Origin of the sequence: Streptomyces sp. TLI_55, assembly GCF_900206255.1 — a bacterium.
GTDB lineage: Bacteria > Actinomycetota > Actinomycetes > Streptomycetales > Streptomycetaceae > Streptomyces > Streptomyces aquilus.
In genome coordinates this window covers 3,133,277-3,149,311 of sequence record NZ_OAOJ01000001.1, presented here as the reverse complement: position 1 = coordinate 3,149,311, position 16,035 = coordinate 3,133,277, and the positions used below count along the sequence as shown (strand labels likewise).

The 16,035-nt window shown below is 71.9% G+C and carries 12 protein-coding genes; all 12 read left to right on the top strand.

What is annotated here, in order from left to right; genetic code table 11:
* The first annotated feature begins 215 nt into the window (after nucleotides 1–215).
* The 12 genes from CRP56_RS14595 to CRP56_RS14540 all read left to right on the top strand — a co-directional run bounded on the left by CRP56_RS14595 (nucleotide 216) and on the right by CRP56_RS14540 (nucleotide 16,026).
* A complete protein-coding gene (locus tag CRP56_RS14595; RefSeq protein WP_097264052.1) occupies nucleotides 216–1,310 on the top strand; it encodes a hypothetical protein in 1,095 nt (364 codons plus the stop codon).
* 48 nt (nucleotides 1,311–1,358) lie between these two features.
* Nucleotides 1,359–2,117: a TIGR03936 family radical SAM-associated protein gene (locus CRP56_RS14590; protein WP_097264050.1), complete on the top strand. Its 759-nt coding sequence runs from the start codon at nucleotides 1,359–1,361 to the stop codon at nucleotides 2,115–2,117.
* Between the two features lie 261 nt (nucleotides 2,118–2,378).
* Complete coding sequence (locus tag CRP56_RS14585; protein ID WP_097264048.1) at nucleotides 2,379–6,350, top strand: Rne/Rng family ribonuclease; 3,972 nt, start codon at nucleotides 2,379–2,381, stop codon at nucleotides 6,348–6,350.
* 266 nt (nucleotides 6,351–6,616) lie between these two features.
* A complete protein-coding gene (locus CRP56_RS14580; RefSeq protein WP_097264046.1) occupies nucleotides 6,617–7,684 on the top strand; it encodes a glucose-1-phosphate thymidylyltransferase in 1,068 nt (355 codons plus the stop codon).
* Complete coding sequence (gene rfbB / locus CRP56_RS14575; protein WP_097264044.1) at nucleotides 7,681–8,670, top strand: dTDP-glucose 4,6-dehydratase; 990 nt, start codon at nucleotides 7,681–7,683, stop codon at nucleotides 8,668–8,670. Before CRP56_RS14580 ends, rfbB begins: the two co-directional genes overlap by 4 nt.
* Complete coding sequence (gene rfbD / locus CRP56_RS14570) at nucleotides 8,667–9,563, top strand: dTDP-4-dehydrorhamnose reductase (protein ID WP_097264042.1); 897 nt, start codon at nucleotides 8,667–8,669, stop codon at nucleotides 9,561–9,563. Before rfbB ends, rfbD begins: the two co-directional genes overlap by 4 nt.
* Nucleotides 9,560–11,563 carry a glycosyltransferase family 2 protein gene (locus CRP56_RS14565; RefSeq protein ID WP_097264039.1) on the top strand — a complete coding sequence of 668 codons (2,004 nt, stop codon included), beginning with the start codon at nucleotides 9,560–9,562 and terminating at the stop codon, nucleotides 11,561–11,563. The genes rfbD and CRP56_RS14565 overlap by 4 nt, the downstream gene beginning before the upstream one ends.
* 46 nt (nucleotides 11,564–11,609) lie before the next feature.
* A complete protein-coding gene (gene rfbC / locus CRP56_RS14560; protein WP_097264037.1) occupies nucleotides 11,610–12,203 on the top strand; it encodes a dTDP-4-dehydrorhamnose 3,5-epimerase in 594 nt (197 codons plus the stop codon).
* Nucleotides 12,204–12,394: 191 nt separating this feature from the next.
* On the top strand, nucleotides 12,395–12,715 hold the full coding sequence (gene rplU, locus CRP56_RS14555) for a 50S ribosomal protein L21 (protein ID WP_007381993.1): 321 nt from the start codon (nucleotides 12,395–12,397) through the stop codon (nucleotides 12,713–12,715).
* A 14-nt stretch (nucleotides 12,716–12,729) separates the two neighbouring features.
* The gene (rpmA, locus tag CRP56_RS14550; protein ID WP_004950923.1) at nucleotides 12,730–12,984 is read left to right on the top strand and encodes a 50S ribosomal protein L27; all 255 of its coding nucleotides are present in this window, start codon (nucleotides 12,730–12,732) and stop codon (nucleotides 12,982–12,984) included.
* A 118-nt stretch (nucleotides 12,985–13,102) separates the two neighbouring features.
* On the top strand, nucleotides 13,103–14,548 hold the full coding sequence (gene obgE / locus CRP56_RS14545; RefSeq protein ID WP_097264034.1) for a GTPase ObgE: 1,446 nt from the start codon (nucleotides 13,103–13,105) through the stop codon (nucleotides 14,546–14,548).
* Nucleotides 14,549–14,628: 80 nt separating this feature from the next.
* Nucleotides 14,629–16,026: an FG-GAP repeat domain-containing protein gene (locus CRP56_RS14540; protein ID WP_097264032.1), complete on the top strand. Its 1,398-nt coding sequence runs from the start codon at nucleotides 14,629–14,631 to the stop codon at nucleotides 16,024–16,026.
* The last annotated feature ends 9 nt before the right edge of the window (nucleotides 16,027–16,035 follow it).

Genomic DNA, 16,035 nt, shown 5'->3' with positions numbered 1-16,035 from the left:
CTCCTTGGCACCAAACGGGTCCGGGGGAGTTCCCGGACCTCGGTGCGAGGGTGACCCGACCGGCCACGACAACCGACGCGCGCACGACGGACGCGCCGTCAAATAGGTAAAACGGTCTAGCGGATTGGTAAAACGGCCTAGCGGACAAGTGCGCCGTGACGGCATCGCAACCCACGGGGTGCATCCAGGGCGCGGGCCGCGGCGTCCTGTCCGGTATGGAACCGCAGAAGCCGCTGCCCGAGCCCCGACAGCCGGAGGGGTGCCTCGTGACGGCCATCCGCATCCCGGTGCGGATCGTCGTGCTCGTGTTGGTCGTCCCCGTGCGCATGGCGTGGGACGCGCTCGTCGTCGCCGGACGGTTCCTGAACGACACCGTGCTGCGGCCGCTGGGGCGGGCCCTGGAGTGGGCGCTGGAGTGGACGGGGCGCATCCTGTTCGTGTGGCCGCTCCTGGGCCTGTGGCGGTATCTGCTGGTACCGCTCGGCAAGGGGCTCGCGTGGCTCGGGAACGTACTGGTCGTCGTCCCCGCCGTGTGGCTGTACCGGTATCTGCTCACGCCCGCGTACGCCGCGGGGGCCTGGCTCGTGCGGTATCTCGTCGTCGTACCCGCTGTCTGGCTCTACCAGTGGATCCTCACGCCCTCCGGACACGGCGTGATGTGGCTGTTGCGGGGGATCGGGCGCGGGATCGCCGCCGCCGGGATCGGTGTGTACACGGCGGTCGCCTGGCTGGTGCGGTATCTCGTCGTCGTGCCGGCTGTCTGGCTGTATACGTGGGTGCTCACGCCGGTCGGGCGCGGGGTGACGTGGCTGCTGCGGGGGATCGGGGTCGCGCTGTACTGGGTCGCGCGTGTGGTGTTCGTGCTGCCGGTGCTCGCCCTGTGGCGCTGGGTGCTCACCCCGGTCGGGCGGTTCCTCGCCGTGGTCGGGCGGGAGGTGGGGGACGCGCTCGGGCACGCCTGGCGGATCGCCGGGCACATCTCGCTCGCCGTCGGACGGTTCCTCGCCACCCTCTTCCGGTGGGTCTTCGTCGAGCCGGTGCGCTGGGTGTACCGGACCGTGCTGACCCCGGTCGGACATGTCGTACGCGATGCCGTGCTGCGGCCCGTCGCCCAGGTCGCCCGCGGGGTGGGAAGGGCCACGCGGGAGGCGCTCGCCTCCGTACGGGAGACCGCGCGGCAGGCGCGCGCCGACTTCCGGCGCATGCTCCTCGGCGAGCCCCGGGAGCCGGTCGCCGTGGACCGGCGGGAACCGACCGGGCTCGAGACACGTACTCTTGGTAGGAGTACGACCGCTCTCACGAAGGACTGAACGACACTGGGCAAGCGACAGCCCGAAGGCCCGCCGCCCGCACCCGCGGTGCAGCGCATCCGACTGCGTTACACCAAGCGCGGCCGCCTCCGGTTCACCAGCCACCGTGACTTCCAGCGCGCCTTCGAGCGTGCGCTGCGCCGTGCCGAGGTGCCGATGGCGTACTCGGCGGGGTTCACGCCGCATCCGAAGGTGTCGTACGCCAATGCCGCACCCACCGGCACGGGCAGTGAGGCGGAGTACCTGGAGATCGCCCTCACCGAGGCGCGGGACCCCGAGAAGCTCAGGGTTCTGCTCGACGAGTCGATGCCCCTCGGCCTCGACATCGTCGACGCGGTCGAGGCCCGGACGTCCGGGCTCGCCGACCGGCTCACCGCCTCGGTGTGGGAGCTGCGGCTCGACGGAGTGGAGCCGGCGGAGGCCGAGAAGGCCGTTGTCGCCTTCAACGCCGCCGACGCCGTCGAGGTCCAGCGCAAGACCAAGAACGGCATCCGTTCGTTCGACGCCCGCTCCGCAGTCGTACGGCTTCAGACGCACAGTCCCCAGGCTGATAGGCCGACGGACCAGCCCTGTGCGATACTGCGGCTGGTTGTTCGGCACGTGACGCCTGCCGTACGACCCGACGACGTCCTGTCCGGTCTCCGCGCCGTGGCCGACCTGGCGCCGCCGGTCCCCGCAGCGGTGACCAGGCTGGCGCAGGGGCTGTTCGATGAAGAGACCGGCGAGGTGACCGACCCGCTCGCGCCCGACCGCGAGGCAGCTGAGGCCCCCACAACGGCCGCTGCCGCCGCGAAGGCGCCGGCATAGGGAAGGTCCCGCGAAAGGACGGACGTCGTAGCGCCGCCCTCGTACTCGGGAGCCACCTGGGTCGGGCAGCGCACCGACCAGAAGACTTTCGCCAGGCCGTACCCAACAAGGGAGTACGGAACCGGCGAGACAGGACACAGAGAGCTCCCGTGCGGCGCCCGCGCCCCGGACGGCGGCACCGCGCATCGCGCGAGCCGCGGACGTCACCGGCATCGCCGGACCAGGCGCGGCGCCCGGGAGCCTGACGGGAGAAACGCCCGCATGCTCGAGCCGACCGAACCCACCGAGGGTTCCGAACTCAACACCCCCAGCGACACTCTGCCGCCGCGCCGCCGGCGCCGTGCCGCATCCCGGCCGGCGGGTCCGCCGGTCGCCGCCGCGGCCGAAGCGCCGGACGAGGTGACGCCGGCCATACCGGCCGCCACCGAGACCGCCGCCGAAGAGCCGACGCCGGCCGCGGAGACGGTGACCGAAGAGGCGCCCGCGCCGCGTACGCGTCGGCGTGCCACCCGTAGGGCCTCCGCGCCCGCCGGGGCCCCCGCTGCCGCCGAGACCGCCGTCGCCGAGACGGTCGTGCCGGTGGCCGAGGAGAGCGCGCCCGCCGAGGCCGCCGCCGTCGAGACTCCGGCCGCCGAAGCCACCGAAGAAGCGCCCGCGCCGCGGCGTCGCCGTGCCACCCGCCGGGCGTCCGCGCCCACCGGGTCCCCGGCCGCCGCCGAGACCGCGGCCGCCGAGACCGTCGTACCCGCCGCCGAACCGGAGGCCGAGGCCGAGGCTGAGCCCGAGGTCGTCGCGGAGACGGTGGCCGAAGAGGCGCCCGCGCCGCGTACGCGTCGGCGTGCCGCCCGCCGGGCCTCCGCGCCCGCCGGTGCGCCGGTCGCCGCCGGCACCGAGGCCGCCCCTGAGACCGTTTCCGAGCCCGCTCCTGCGGCCGTTTCCGAGGCCGTGTCCGAGGCCGATGCCGCCCCCGAGGCCGTCGTCGAGGAAGAGGCCCCGCGTCGGGGTCGTCGGCGTGCCACGCGTCGAGTGGCCGCGCCCGCCGAGGCGCCCGAGACCGTGGAGGCGCCCGTGAGCGCTGACGAAGAGACCAAGCCCGCCGAGGAAGCCGCCGCCGAGGCCCCGGCCGCCGAGGAGGCCGCCCCGCGCCGCGCCACCCGTCGGCGTTCCGTGCGCCGCGCCGCCACCGGGTTCTCCGAGCCCGCGCGGACCGCCGGTGACGAGGCCGCCGAGGAGGACTCGCCGCGCCGCCCCGCGCGGCCCGCCGTGGCCGTGTTCCAGGCGCCCGTGTTCGCCGAGCCGCAGTTCCAGACGCCCGAGCGGGCCGCCGCCGCGGCCGCCGCCGAGGCGGAGGTCGAGGAGCCCGAGGAGCCCGCCGCCGAGGAGCCCCAGGAGGAGCCGGTCGCCTCGCGGCGCCGTCGCCGCCGCCGGGGTGAGCCCGCCGAGACCGAGGCGCCGCAGGTTGTCGAGACCGACGCCGAGGACGAGGCCGAGGAGGCCGACGCCGAGGACGCCGTCGAGGGCGACTCGGAGGAGTCCGAGGAGACCGGTTCCCGTCGTCGCCGTCGCCGTGGCGGCCGTCGCCGTCGCCGTGGCGAGTCCGCCGACGCGGACGCCGAGGGCGAGGAGGGCGACGAGCTCGCCGAGCAGGCCGAGCAGGACGCCGAGGACACCGCCGAGCAGCTCGAGGAGGACGCCGAGGACGAGCACGGCGACGAGGGCGGTTCCTCGTCCTCCAGCAGCCGTCGCCGCCGACGCCGTCGTCGTCGCGCCGGTGACGCCTCCACCGACTCCGAGCCCGGTGACGGCGACCCCGAGCGGACCGTCGTCAAGGTGCGCGAGCCGCGCCCGAAGGCGGAGCCGTCCGACGAGGTGCAGTCCATCAAGGGCTCCACGCGTCTGGAGGCCAAGAAGCAGCGCCGCCGGGAAGGCCGTGAGCAGGGCCGCCGCCGCGTCCCGATCATCACCGAGGCCGAGTTCCTGGCCCGCCGCGAGGCCGTCGAGCGCGTGATGGTCGTCCGGCAGAGCGGTGAGCGCACGCAGATCGGCGTCCTGGAGGACGGTGTGCTCGTCGAGCACTACGTCAACAAGGAGCAGGCCACCTCGTACGTCGGCAACGTGTACCTGGGCAAGGTGCAGAACGTGCTGCCGTCCATGGAGGCCGCGTTCATCGACATCGGCAAGGGGCGCAACGCGGTCCTGTACGCCGGTGAGGTCAACTTCGAGGCGCTGGGCATGGCCAACGGGCCGCGGCGCATCGAGTCCGCCCTGAAGTCCGGCCAGTCGGTGCTCGTCCAGGTCACGAAGGACCCGATCGGCCACAAGGGCGCGCGTCTGACCAGCCAGGTCTCCCTCCCGGGCCGCTACCTCGTGTACGTCCCCGAGGGCTCGATGACCGGCATCAGCCGCAAGCTGCCCGACACCGAGCGGGCCCGGCTGAAGACCATCCTCAAGAAGATCGTCCCCGAGGACGCGGGCGTCATCGTGCGCACCGCCGCGGAGGGCGCCAGCGAGGACGAGCTGCGCCGCGATGTCGAGCGACTGCAGCAGCAGTGGGAGGACATCCAGAAGAAGACCAAGAACGGCAACGCGCCGACGCTGCTGTACGGCGAGCCGGACATGACCGTCCGGGTCGTCCGCGACATCTTCAACGAGGACTTCACCAAGGTCGTCGTCAGCGGCGACGACGCGTGGGAGACCATCCACGGCTACGTCTCGCACGTCGCGCCCGACCTCGCCGACCGGCTGTCGAAGTGGACCAGCGAGGTCGACGTCTTCGCCACGTACCGGATCGACGAGCAGCTCGCCAAGGCGCTGGACCGCAAGGTCTGGCTGCCCAGCGGCGGTTCGCTGGTCATCGACCGGACCGAGGCGATGGTCGTCGTCGACGTCAACACCGGCAAGTTCACCGGTCAGGGCGGCAACCTCGAGGAGACGGTCACCAGGAACAACCTGGAGGCGGCCGAGGAGATCGTGCGTCAGCTGCGGCTGCGCGACCTCGGCGGCATCATCGTCATCGACTTCATCGACATGGTGCTGGAGTCCAACCGGGATCTTGTCTTGCGCCGCCTCCTTGAGTGCCTGGGCCGGGACCGGACCAAGCACCAGGTCGCCGAGGTGACCTCGCTGGGCCTGGTCCAGATGACCCGCAAGCGGGTCGGCCAGGGTCTGCTGGAGTCGTTCTCCGAGACCTGCGTCCACTGCAACGGCCGCGGTGTCATCGTCCACATGGAGCAGCCCACCTCCGTCGGCGGTGGCGGCAAGCGCAAGAAGCGCGGCCGCGGCGGCATCGAGCACGTGCACGAGGCCGCGGTGGCGGCGGAAGCGGCCGAGGCCGTCGACCACGACCACGACGAGGTGGAGACCGAGGCCGAGGTCGCCGCCGAGCTCGCCGAGCCGGTCGCGCTGCCCGCGCCCTTCGAGCCGGACGAGGAGCTGTACAGCAGCGCCGCCGAGGCGGAGGCCGCGGCCACCCGGGGCCGTTCGCGGCGCCGGGCGAGCCGGCGGGCGTCCGCCCCGGCCGGTGCACCGCGTCGCGAGAGGGCGTCCGAGCGGGCCGACAGGTCCGAGCAGAGCGAGCGCGCGGAGCAGGTCGAGGAGACCGTCCCGACCGCGCAGGACGTCACCGTCGCGGAGGAGGTAGAGCGTCCGGTGCAGCCGGAGCCGGCCGCCGAGGCGCACGCCGAGCCGGTCGCCGCCGAGGACCCGGTCGTCGAGGAGGCCGCACCCAAGGGCCGTACCCGCCGCCGTGCCACTCGCAAGGTGTCCGCGCCCGCCGGGTCGCCCGCGGGTGCCGAGGCCGCCGTGGTGACCGTCGCCGAAGCCGCTCCCGCGGTCGAGGCGCCGGTGGAGCAGCCCGAGGCCCAGCCGGAGGCGCCCGCCGAGAGCGCCGCCCCGGCCCGTCCGCGGCGCCGCGCCGTGCGCAAGGCCACCGCGCCGACCGCGTCCGAGGAGGCGGCCGTCGTGGTCGTGCCGACGGCGACGGAGACCGCGGAGACGTCGGAGGCCCCGGCCGCCGACGTCGAGGAAGCCGCGCCCGCCAAGAAGACGGCCCGTAAGACGGCCAAGAAGGCGACGGCGAAGAAGGCCGCCACCAAGAAGACGGCGGCCAAGAAGACCGCGGCGAAGAAGACCGTCGCCAAGAAGACGACCGCCAAGAAGGCGGCCGCGAAGAAGACGGCGGCGGCCGAGCAGCAGCCGCTCTCGTCCGTCTCGACGACGGCCGACGAGAGCTGACGCTCAGAAGGCCGCGCACTCATGAAGCCGCCCCCTGGTCCCATGGCCCAGGGGGCGGCTTCATGTTTTTTTCTTGTTACCTGGGCAACCCCGACAGAGTTCGGGTCGTCATACAAGTGTCGAAAGTGCGAACAGGCGTTGAATCACCCCTACCTGCGGTGAATCACTCTTCCGCCAGCATGGTTACGATGTAAACCGAGATCGACGACAAATCCTGACAGTTGGGGTTTCACCCCCTTCTCGGCACAGTCATTGGGGCTCAATACGTGAAGGCACTCGTGCTCTCCGGGGGAGCGGGCACTCGCCTCCGCCCGATCACCCACACCTCGGCCAAACAGCTCGTGCCGGTCGCCAACAAACCCGTGCTCTTCTACGGCCTGGAAGCGATCGCCGACGCCGGGATCACCGAAGTCGGCATCGTGGTCGGCGACACCGCGGACGAGATCCGCGAAGCGGTCGGCGACGGCTCGCGGTTCGGCATCGAGGTCACCTACATCCCGCAGGACGCGCCGCTGGGGCTGGCCCACGCGGTGCTGATCGCGCGGGAGTTCCTCGGCGACGACGACTTCGTCATGTACCTCGGCGACAACTTCATCGTCGGCGGCATCACCGGTCTGGTGGAGGAGTTCCGGGCCGAGCGGCCCGAGGCGCAGATCCTGCTGACCCAGGTGCCCAACCCGACGTCCTTCGGTGTCGCGGAACTCGACGCCCAGGGACGGGTGGTGGGCCTGGAGGAGAAGCCGAAGCAGCCCAAGAGCGACCTGGCGCTCGTCGGCGTCTACCTCTTCACCCCGGCCATACACGAGGCCGTCCGCTCCATCGAGCCGTCCTGGCGCGGCGAGTTGGAGATCACGCACGCCATCCAGTGGCTGATCGACGAGAAGCGCGACGTCCGCTCCACCACGATCTCCGGCTACTGGAAGGACACCGGCAACGTCGCCGACATGCTCGAGGTCAACCGCTCGGTCCTGGAGACCGTCCCCCCGTCGAACGAGGGCACGGTCGACGAGGACAGCGAGATCATCGGCCGGGTCCGCATCGAGGCGGGCGCCCGGGTCAGCGGCAGCCGGATCGTAGGGCCCGCGATCATCGGGGCCGGGACGGTCGTCAGCGACGCGTACATCGGCCCGTTCACCTCGGTGTCCGAGGACTGCCGGATCGAGGACAGCGAAATCGAGTACTCCATCGTGCTGCGCGGCTCGTCCGTGACCGGTGTGCGCCGGGTGGAGGCCTCGCTCATCGGACGTGACGTCGAGGTCACGCCCGCTCCCCGTAACCCCAAGGCCCACCGGCTCGTGCTCGGTGATCACAGCAAGGTGCAGATCTCCTCATGACGACCACCAAGATCCTGGTGACCGGCGGCGCCGGTTTCATCGGCTCGCACTACGTCCGTACGGTGCTCGGCCCCGAGGGCCCCGGTGACGTCGAGATCACCGTCCTCGACAAGCTGACGTACGCGGGCAACCCGGCCAACCTCGACGAGGTGCGCGAGCACCCCGGGTTCTCCTTCGTGCAGGGCGACATCTGCGACCCCGAGCTGGTCGGCAAGCTGATGGCCGAGCACGACCAGGTGGTGCACTTCGCCGCCGAGTCGCACGTCGACCGGTCCATCGACGGCGGCGCCGAGTTCGTCCGTACGAATGTCGTCGGCACGCACACCCTCATCGACGCCGCCCACCGCGCGGGCATCAAGACCTTCGTGCACATCTCCACCGACGAGGTCTACGGCTCCATCGACGAGGGCTCCTGGCCGGAGACGCACCCGCTCCAGCCGAACTCGCCATATTCCTCCGCGAAGGCCTCCAGCGACCTGATCGCGCTGTCGTACCACCGCACCCACGGCCTGGACGTGCGCGTGACCCGCTGCTCCAACAACTACGGGCACCACCACTTCCCCGAGAAGGTCATCCCGCTCTTCGTGACCAACCTCCTCGACGGCAAGAAGGTCCCGCTCTACGGCGACGGCGGCAACGTCCGCGACTGGCTGCACATCGACGACCACGTCCAGGGCATCGAGCTGGTGCGCACCAAGGGCCGGGCCGGCGAGGTCTACAACATCGGCGGCGGCACCGAGCTCTCCAACAAGGAGCTCACCGGGCTGCTCCTGGAGGCCTGCGGCGCGGACTGGGAGACCAGCGTCGAGTACGTCGAGGACCGCAAGGGCCACGACCGCCGCTACTCGGTGGACTGCACGAAGATCCGCGAGGAGCTCGGCTACGAGCCCCGCAAGAGCTTCCGGCAGGGGCTCGCGGAGACCGTGCAGTGGTACAGAGACAACCGCGCCTGGTGGGAGCCGCTGAAGGAGCGGGCCGCGCTGTGAGCGACAACCGCATCTGGCTGGTCACCGGCGCGGGCGGCATGCTCGGCCAGGACGTCCTGGCCCGGCTCGCCGAGGCGGGCGAGCAGGCCGTCGCCCTCGACCGCGCCGCCCTCGACCTCACCGACGCCGACGCCGTGCGCGGCACGATCGAGACGCACCGGCCCGCGGTCGTCGTCAACTGCGCGGCCTGGACGGCTGTCGACGACGCCGAGAGCCACGAGGAGGAGGCCCTGCGCATCAACGGCGACGGCCCGGCCCATCTCGCCGCCGCCTGCGCCGCCACCGGCGCCGTCCTCCTGCACGTCTCCACCGACTACGTCTTCGCGGGCGACGCGACCACCCCGTACGCGGAGGACGCCCCCACCGCCCCGCGCAGCGCCTACGGCCGCACCAAGCTCGCCGGCGAGCGGGCCGTGCTCGGCATCGAGCGCGGCTATGTGGTGCGCACGGCCTGGCTGTACGGCACGGGCGGCCCCAACTTCGTCCGTACGATGATCAAGCTGGAGGGGCTCAAGGACACCCTGGACGTCGTCGACGACCAGCGCGGCCAGCCCACCTGGAGCGCCGATCTCGCCGGGCTGCTGTACGAACTGGGCCGCGGCGCCCTGGCCGGCACCGCCCCGGCCGGCGTCTACCACGGCACCAGCTCCGGCGAGACGACCTGGTACGGCCTCACCCGGGAGATCTTCCGGCTGCTCGGCACCGACCCCGACCGGGTCCGCCCCACCACCAGCGAGGCCTTCGTCCGCCCCGCCCCCCGCCCGGCCTACAGCGTCCTCGGCCACGACCGCTTCGCGGCGGCCGGTATCCCGCCCCTGCGGGACTGGCGGGCGGCGCTCACCGAGGCCTTCCCGGAGATCCACCGGGTCCAGACGAAGGAGGACCCGGCGTGACCGTCAAGGTCAGCGTGGTCATCGCGGTCCACAACCCGGGCAAGTACGTCGAGGACTGCATCGGCGGTCTGCTGCGGCAGAGCCTACCGACCGACGAGTTCGAGGTGTTCTTCGTCGACGACGGCTCCACCGACGAGACCCCGGCCCGGCTGGACGCGCTCGCGGCCGAGCACCCGCACCTCCACGTCGTGCACCAGGAGGCCTCCGGCTGGTCGGGCAAGCCCCGCAACACCGGCATCGACGCCGCCCGCGGCGAGTACGTCATGTTCGTCGACCACGACGACTGGCTGGGCGACGAGGCCCTGGAGCGGATGTACGACTACGGCACGGCGCACGACGCCGATGTCGTCGTAGGGAAGATGGCGGGCATCGGACGGCCGGTGCCGCAGGAGCTGTTCCGGGTCAACCGGCCGCGGGCCACCGTCGAGAACGCGCCGCTGATCGACAGCCTCACCCCGCACAAGATGTTCCGGCGGGAGTTCCTCGCCGAGCACGGCATCCGCTTCAAGGAGGGGCGCCGTCGCCTGGAGGACCACGTCTTCGTCATCGAGGCGTATCTGCGGGCCAAGAGCGTCGCCGTCCTCGGCGACTACCCGTGCTACTACCACATCGCCCGCGACGACGGCTCCAACGCGGGCTTCCAGCGCTTCGACCCGGCCGGCTACTTCGGCAACCTCCGCGAGGCCCTCGACGTGGTCGAGGAGCTCACCGAGCCCGGCCCCCTGCGTGACCGGCTGTTCAGCCGCTGGCTGCGCGTCGAGATGGTCGAGCGGCTGCGCGGCAACCGGCTGCTGAAGCTCCCCGAGGACTACGCCGAGGAGCTCTACCGCGAGATCCGCGGCGTGGTCGTCGAGCGCTTCGGCCCCGGCGTCCTCACCCACCTCGCGCCCACGCAGCAAGTCGTCGCGGGCCTCGTCGCCGCCGACCTCTACGACGACATCCGCGCGCTCGCCCAGTGGGAGGCCGCGATCCGGCCCACCGGCGAGCTGACCTCCCTGAACTGGGAGAACGGCTCGCTGACCATCGGCTTCGGCGCCGAGTACGAGTCCGGCGGCACCCCGCTCGTCTTCCGCCGCGAGGACGGGCGTGACGTGCTCGACCTGCCGCTGTCCGAGAAGGCGCGTGAGGCGCTGGACGGGCAGGGGATCACGCTGGACGCCCGTGTCGACGACAGCGATGTCGACCTGGTGGTCCGCAACCGCGACGACGCCACCCAGTACTACCTGCCGCTGAAGAGCGAACGGCACGAGGTCGACGCCGAAGCGGACGGCGCCTTCCGGCAGCGGATCACCGCGACCGCCGTGCTCGACCCCGAGACCGCCGCCGCGGGCTCGCCCCTGACCAAGGGCATCTGGGACTTCCACCTGCGCATCAAGGCCGGCGGCTTCAGCAAGGAGTGCCGGATCGGCGCGGTGCACGGCGAGGGCGTGGAGCCGGGGCGGCTGGCCGCGCTCACCGGTGAGCCGCGCCGGCTCGTGCTGCCGTACTGGACCGACGGGCCGGGGAACCTCTCCCTCGACGTCGACCAGCACACCAACAAGCTGGAGCGCGAGGCCGTGGTGCTGGTGGACCCGGCCGCGGCGGTGGTGGCCGAGGGGGCGGCCCTCCGGCTTCCGCTGCCGCTCGCGGTGACCGGCGAGGAGACGGTGCAGCTGCGCTTCGAGCGCAAGGACGTCGGCAAGTTCGCCGCCGACGCCGCGGCGGACGGCCGTACCGTGACCGCGCGGCTGCCGGTCGAGCGGCTCACCGGGGCGCGCTGGGCGGTCCGGATCGGGCTGCCGTCCGCCGACCGGGGCGAGCCGAAGTGGACCCGGCTGCCCGTCGACGTGGTCGTCGCGGCCGACGGCACCGCTAAGGTCATCGACCGGCACATCCCGCCGGCGAAGCCCGCCCCGACACCGGCGCCGAAACCCAAGCAGCCGGCCCCGCCGCGGCCGCTGTGGCGCCGGGTCGCCGGACGCGTCAAGCGGGCCCTGACGAACCCGCAGAAGAAAAGCTGAGGGCGTTGTGATGCGACCTCCGCAGGACAAGAGCTGAGGACCTGTGATGCGACCTCTTTCGATTTCCGGCTCCTGGGTGCACGAGCCGAAGGTCTTCCCCGACGGCCGGGGCAGCTTCCACGAGTGGTTCAAGGCCCCCCTCTTCACCGAGGCGGCCGGCCACCCGCTCACCCTCGCCCAGGCCAACATGTCCGTCTCCAGCCGGGGCACCCTGCGCGGCATCCACTTCGCGGACGTGCCGCCGGGCCAGGCCAAGTACGTCAAGTGCGTGCGCGGCGCGGTCCTCGACGTGATCGTGGACATCCGGGTCGGCTCGCCCACCTTCGGCCAGTGGGAGATCGTCCGCCTCGACGACCAGGACCACCACGCCGTCTACCTCTCCGAGGGCCTCGGCCACGGCTTCATGGCGCTGACCGACGACGCGACCGTGGTCTACCTGTGCTCCGAGGGTTACGCCCCCGAGCGGGAGCACGGCATCCACCCGCTCGACCCGGAGCTCGGCATCGAGTGGCCCGCCGACCTCGCCCCGCTGCTGTCCGCCAAGGACGAGCAGGCGCCGAGCCTGGCCCAGGCCCGTGAGCAGGGGCTGCTGCCCTCGTACGAGGAGTGCGTGGCGTACCGGGCCGGTCTCGGCGGGTGACCGGGACGGGGCCGGTTTGACCCGTTCGGCAGCGGCCCCGTAACCTTGACCGTCGGCGTGTCCTTGGATATGGGCGCGCCACATCCCCGTAAACCTCATCCTCTCGGGCCTTGCGGCCGGGAGAGGCCGCTCGTTCTGCCGGGCGGCTGGACTGCGGGGGTGCCGTTCCCGAGCGAGAGAGTGAGATCCGCGTGTACGCCATCGTGCGCAGCGGTGGTCGCCAGCACAAGGTTGCTGTCGGCGACATCGTTGAGGTTGACAAGATTTCCACCGCCAAGGTTGGCGACACGGTCGAGCTCTCGACCCTGCTCGTTGTCGACGGCGACGCTGTGACCAGCGACCCGTGGGTGCTGGCCGGCATCAAGGTCCAGGCCGAGGTCGTGGACCACCACAAGGGCGTCAAGATCGACATCCTTCGCTACAAGAACAAGACCGGCTACCGCCGTCGTCAGGGCCACCGCCAGCAGTACACGGCGATCAAGGTCACTGAGATCCCCGCGGCTGCGAAGTAAGGGACTGAGGAGAGATGGCACACAAGAAGGGCGCATCGTCCACCCGTAACGGTCGTGACTCCAACGCTCAGCGCCTCGGCGTGAAGCGCTTCGGTGGTCAGGTCGTCAGCGCGGGCGAGATCCTGGTCCGCCAGCGCGGTACCCACTTCCACCCGGGTGCGGGCGTCGGCCGTGGCGGCGACGACACGCTGTTCGCGCTGAACGCCGGTGCGGTGCAGTTCGGTACGCACCGTGGCCGCAAGGTCGTGAACATCGTTCCGGTCGCCTGAATCAGGCACTGATCGGAAGCTTTCGCGAGGCGGACCTCACTTCCCTTCCGGGAAGGCGGGTCCGCCTTTCGCGTGTTACGCAAGTAAGTATTCGTACGTTTTCTGGAGGCACCGAACCATGACCACCTTCGTGGACCGCGTCGAACTGTACGTCGCCGCGGGTAACGGAGGTCACGGCTGTGCCTCCGTCCACCGGGAGAAGTTCAAGCCGCTCGGCGGCCCCGACGGCGGCAACGGCGGCCGGGGCGGCGACGTCATCCTGACCGTCGACCAGTCGGTGACGACACTCCTGGAGTACCACCACTCCCCGCACCGCAAGGCCACCAACGGCAAGCCCGGCGAGGGCGGCAACCGCTCCGGCAAGGACGGCCAGGACCTCGTCCTGTTCGTGCCGGACGGCACCGTCGTCCTCGACAAGGCGGGCAACGTCCTCGCCGACCTGGTCGGTCACGGCACCTCGTACGTCGCCGCCCAGGGCGGCCGCGGCGGCCTCGGCAACGCGGCGCTGGCCTCGGCCCGCCGCAAGGCACCCGGCTTCGCGCTGCTCGGTGAGCCCGGGGACATGCAGGACGTCGTCCTGGAGCTGAAGACCGTCGCCGACGTGGCACTGGTCGGCTACCCGAGCGCGGGCAAGTCCTCGCTGATCTCGGTGCTGAGCGCGGCCAAGCCGAAGATCGCCGACTACCCCTTCACCACCCTGGTCCCGAACCTCGGTGTGGTCACCGCCGGCTCGACCGTCTACACGATCGCCGACGTGCCCGGACTGATCCCGGGCGCCAGCCAGGGCAAGGGCCTGGGCCTGGAGTTCCTGCGGCACGTGGAGCGGTGCAGCGTGCTGGTGCACGTGCTGGACACGGCGACCCTGGAGTCCGACCGCGACCCCGTCTCCGACCTCGACATCATCGAGGAGGAGCTGCGGCAGTACGGCGCCGGGCTCGACAAGCGGCCCCGCATGGTCGTCCTCAACAAGATCGACGTGCCCGACGGCAAGGACCTCGCCGAGATGGTCCGCCCGGACCTGGAGGCCCGCGGCTACCGCGTCTTCGAGGTGTCCGCCGTGGCCCACATGGGGCTCAAGGAGCTGTCGTTCGCGCTGGCCGACGTGGTCGCCAAGGCGCGGGCCGCGAAGCCGAAGGAGGAGGCGACGCGGATCGTCATCCGGCCGAAGGCCGTCGACGACGCAGGCTTCACCGTCACCCGCGAGGAGGACGGGCTGTACCGGGTGCGCGGCGAGAAGCCCGAACGCTGGGTGCGGCAGACCGACTTCAACAACGACGAGGCCGTCGGCTACCTCGCCGACCGGCTCAACCGCCTCGGTGTCGAGGAGGAGTTGATGAAGGCGGGCGCCCGCTCCGGCGACGGCGTCGCCATCGGACCCGAGGACAACGCCGTCGTCTTCGACTGGGAGCCGACCGTCATGGCCGGTGCCGAGATGCTCGGCCGCCGTGGTGAGGACCACCGCCTCGAGGCCCCGCGTCCGGCCGCCCAGCGCCGCCGCGACAAGCAGGCCGAACGGGACGAGGCGGAGCGGGAGTACGACGGCTTCGACCCGTTCGAGAAGTAGTTAACGGCAGGGAAAGCTCTGGCCTACGGCAGGGCAACCAACTGCGGTTCCGATGTGTCGTACTGGGCATGCCAACGCCTATGCGCAGAACCCGGCGCGCCGTCGTCGTCGCGATCACCCTGGTCGCGGCCACGTGCGGCGCGCTGCCCGTGGCCGAGGCGACCGGGCGAGCCGCGGTCGCGGTACGGCAGGACTTCAACGGCGACGGCTACGAGGACCTCGCCGTCGCCGCGCCCTACGCGACGGTCGGCGGCAAGGCCAAGGCGGGATACGTCGCCGTCCTGTTCGGCTCGGCGAGCGGTCTGCGGACCTCCGCCAAGAAGGTCTACAGCCAGGCCTCCGCCGGCATCCCCGGTACCCCCGAGGCCGGCGACCTCTTCGGCTCCCGGCTGGCCGCGGCCGACCTCGACGGCGACGGGTACACCGACCTGCTCGTGGAGACCCTCGCCGAGCAGTGGCAGCAGGACGGCGTCGAACACTCCGGCACCCGGACCGTGCTCTGGGGCGGCCCCGCCGGACTCACCTCCGGCACGGTGCTGCCCGCCGAGGGCACCGGCCGCCTCCAGGCCCCGCTGACCGTCACCGGTGACTTCGACGGCGACGGCCACCAGGACCTCGCCCGCGACGGCCGTGTCCTCTTCGGCCCCCTCGACCGCGACGGACGCCCCGCCGCCACCCAGGAGAACGCCCCCTTCACCGACCACGACCTGCTGATCGCCGCCGTGGCCGCCGGGGACACCGACGGCGACGGGACCGACGACCTCGCGGTCATCGCCCGGGAACACGACTGGGACAGCGAGACCGACTACGGCAACTACGTCTACTACGCGCACGGCAGCCGCGAAGGCCTGCGCCCCGGCGCCCAGTTGACGGCCCTCGCCCTGCGCAAACAGGACGCCATCGCCCTCGGCGACCTCGACGGCGACGGCCGCGCCGACCTGGTCCTGGGCGAGGACGGCCTCCGTGTCGTCCGCGCGGGCCGGCAGGGCCTGCCCGACACCGCACCCCGGATCATCACCCAGGACACCCCCGGCGTGCCCGGCGCCCAGGAGGCCGGGGACGACTTCGGCTGGACGGTGTCCATCGGGGACAGCGACGGCGACGGGTACGGCGACATCCTCGCCGGCATCCCGGAAGAGGACTTCGGCGGACTGAAGAACGCCGGGACCTTCGCCGTCGTACCCGGCGGACCGGGCGGGGCGACCGGCGCCGGCACCAAGGTCCTCAGTCAGAACACCCCGGGCGTGCCCGGCACCGCCGAGAACGGTGACCGGTTCGGCCTGAACGCCACGTTCGTCGACGGCAACGGCGACGGAAGGGCCGAGCCGGTCGTGGCATCCGTCGCCGAGAACTCCTTCGCGGGCGGCGTCTGGGTCTTCCCCCACGGCGCCACGGCCAAGGGTTCCTTCACCTTCGGCGCCCGCACCCTCGGCACGGTCGCGAACGGGGCCCGGCTGGGCACCGCGTTCCCGCGCTGACCCTCCTTT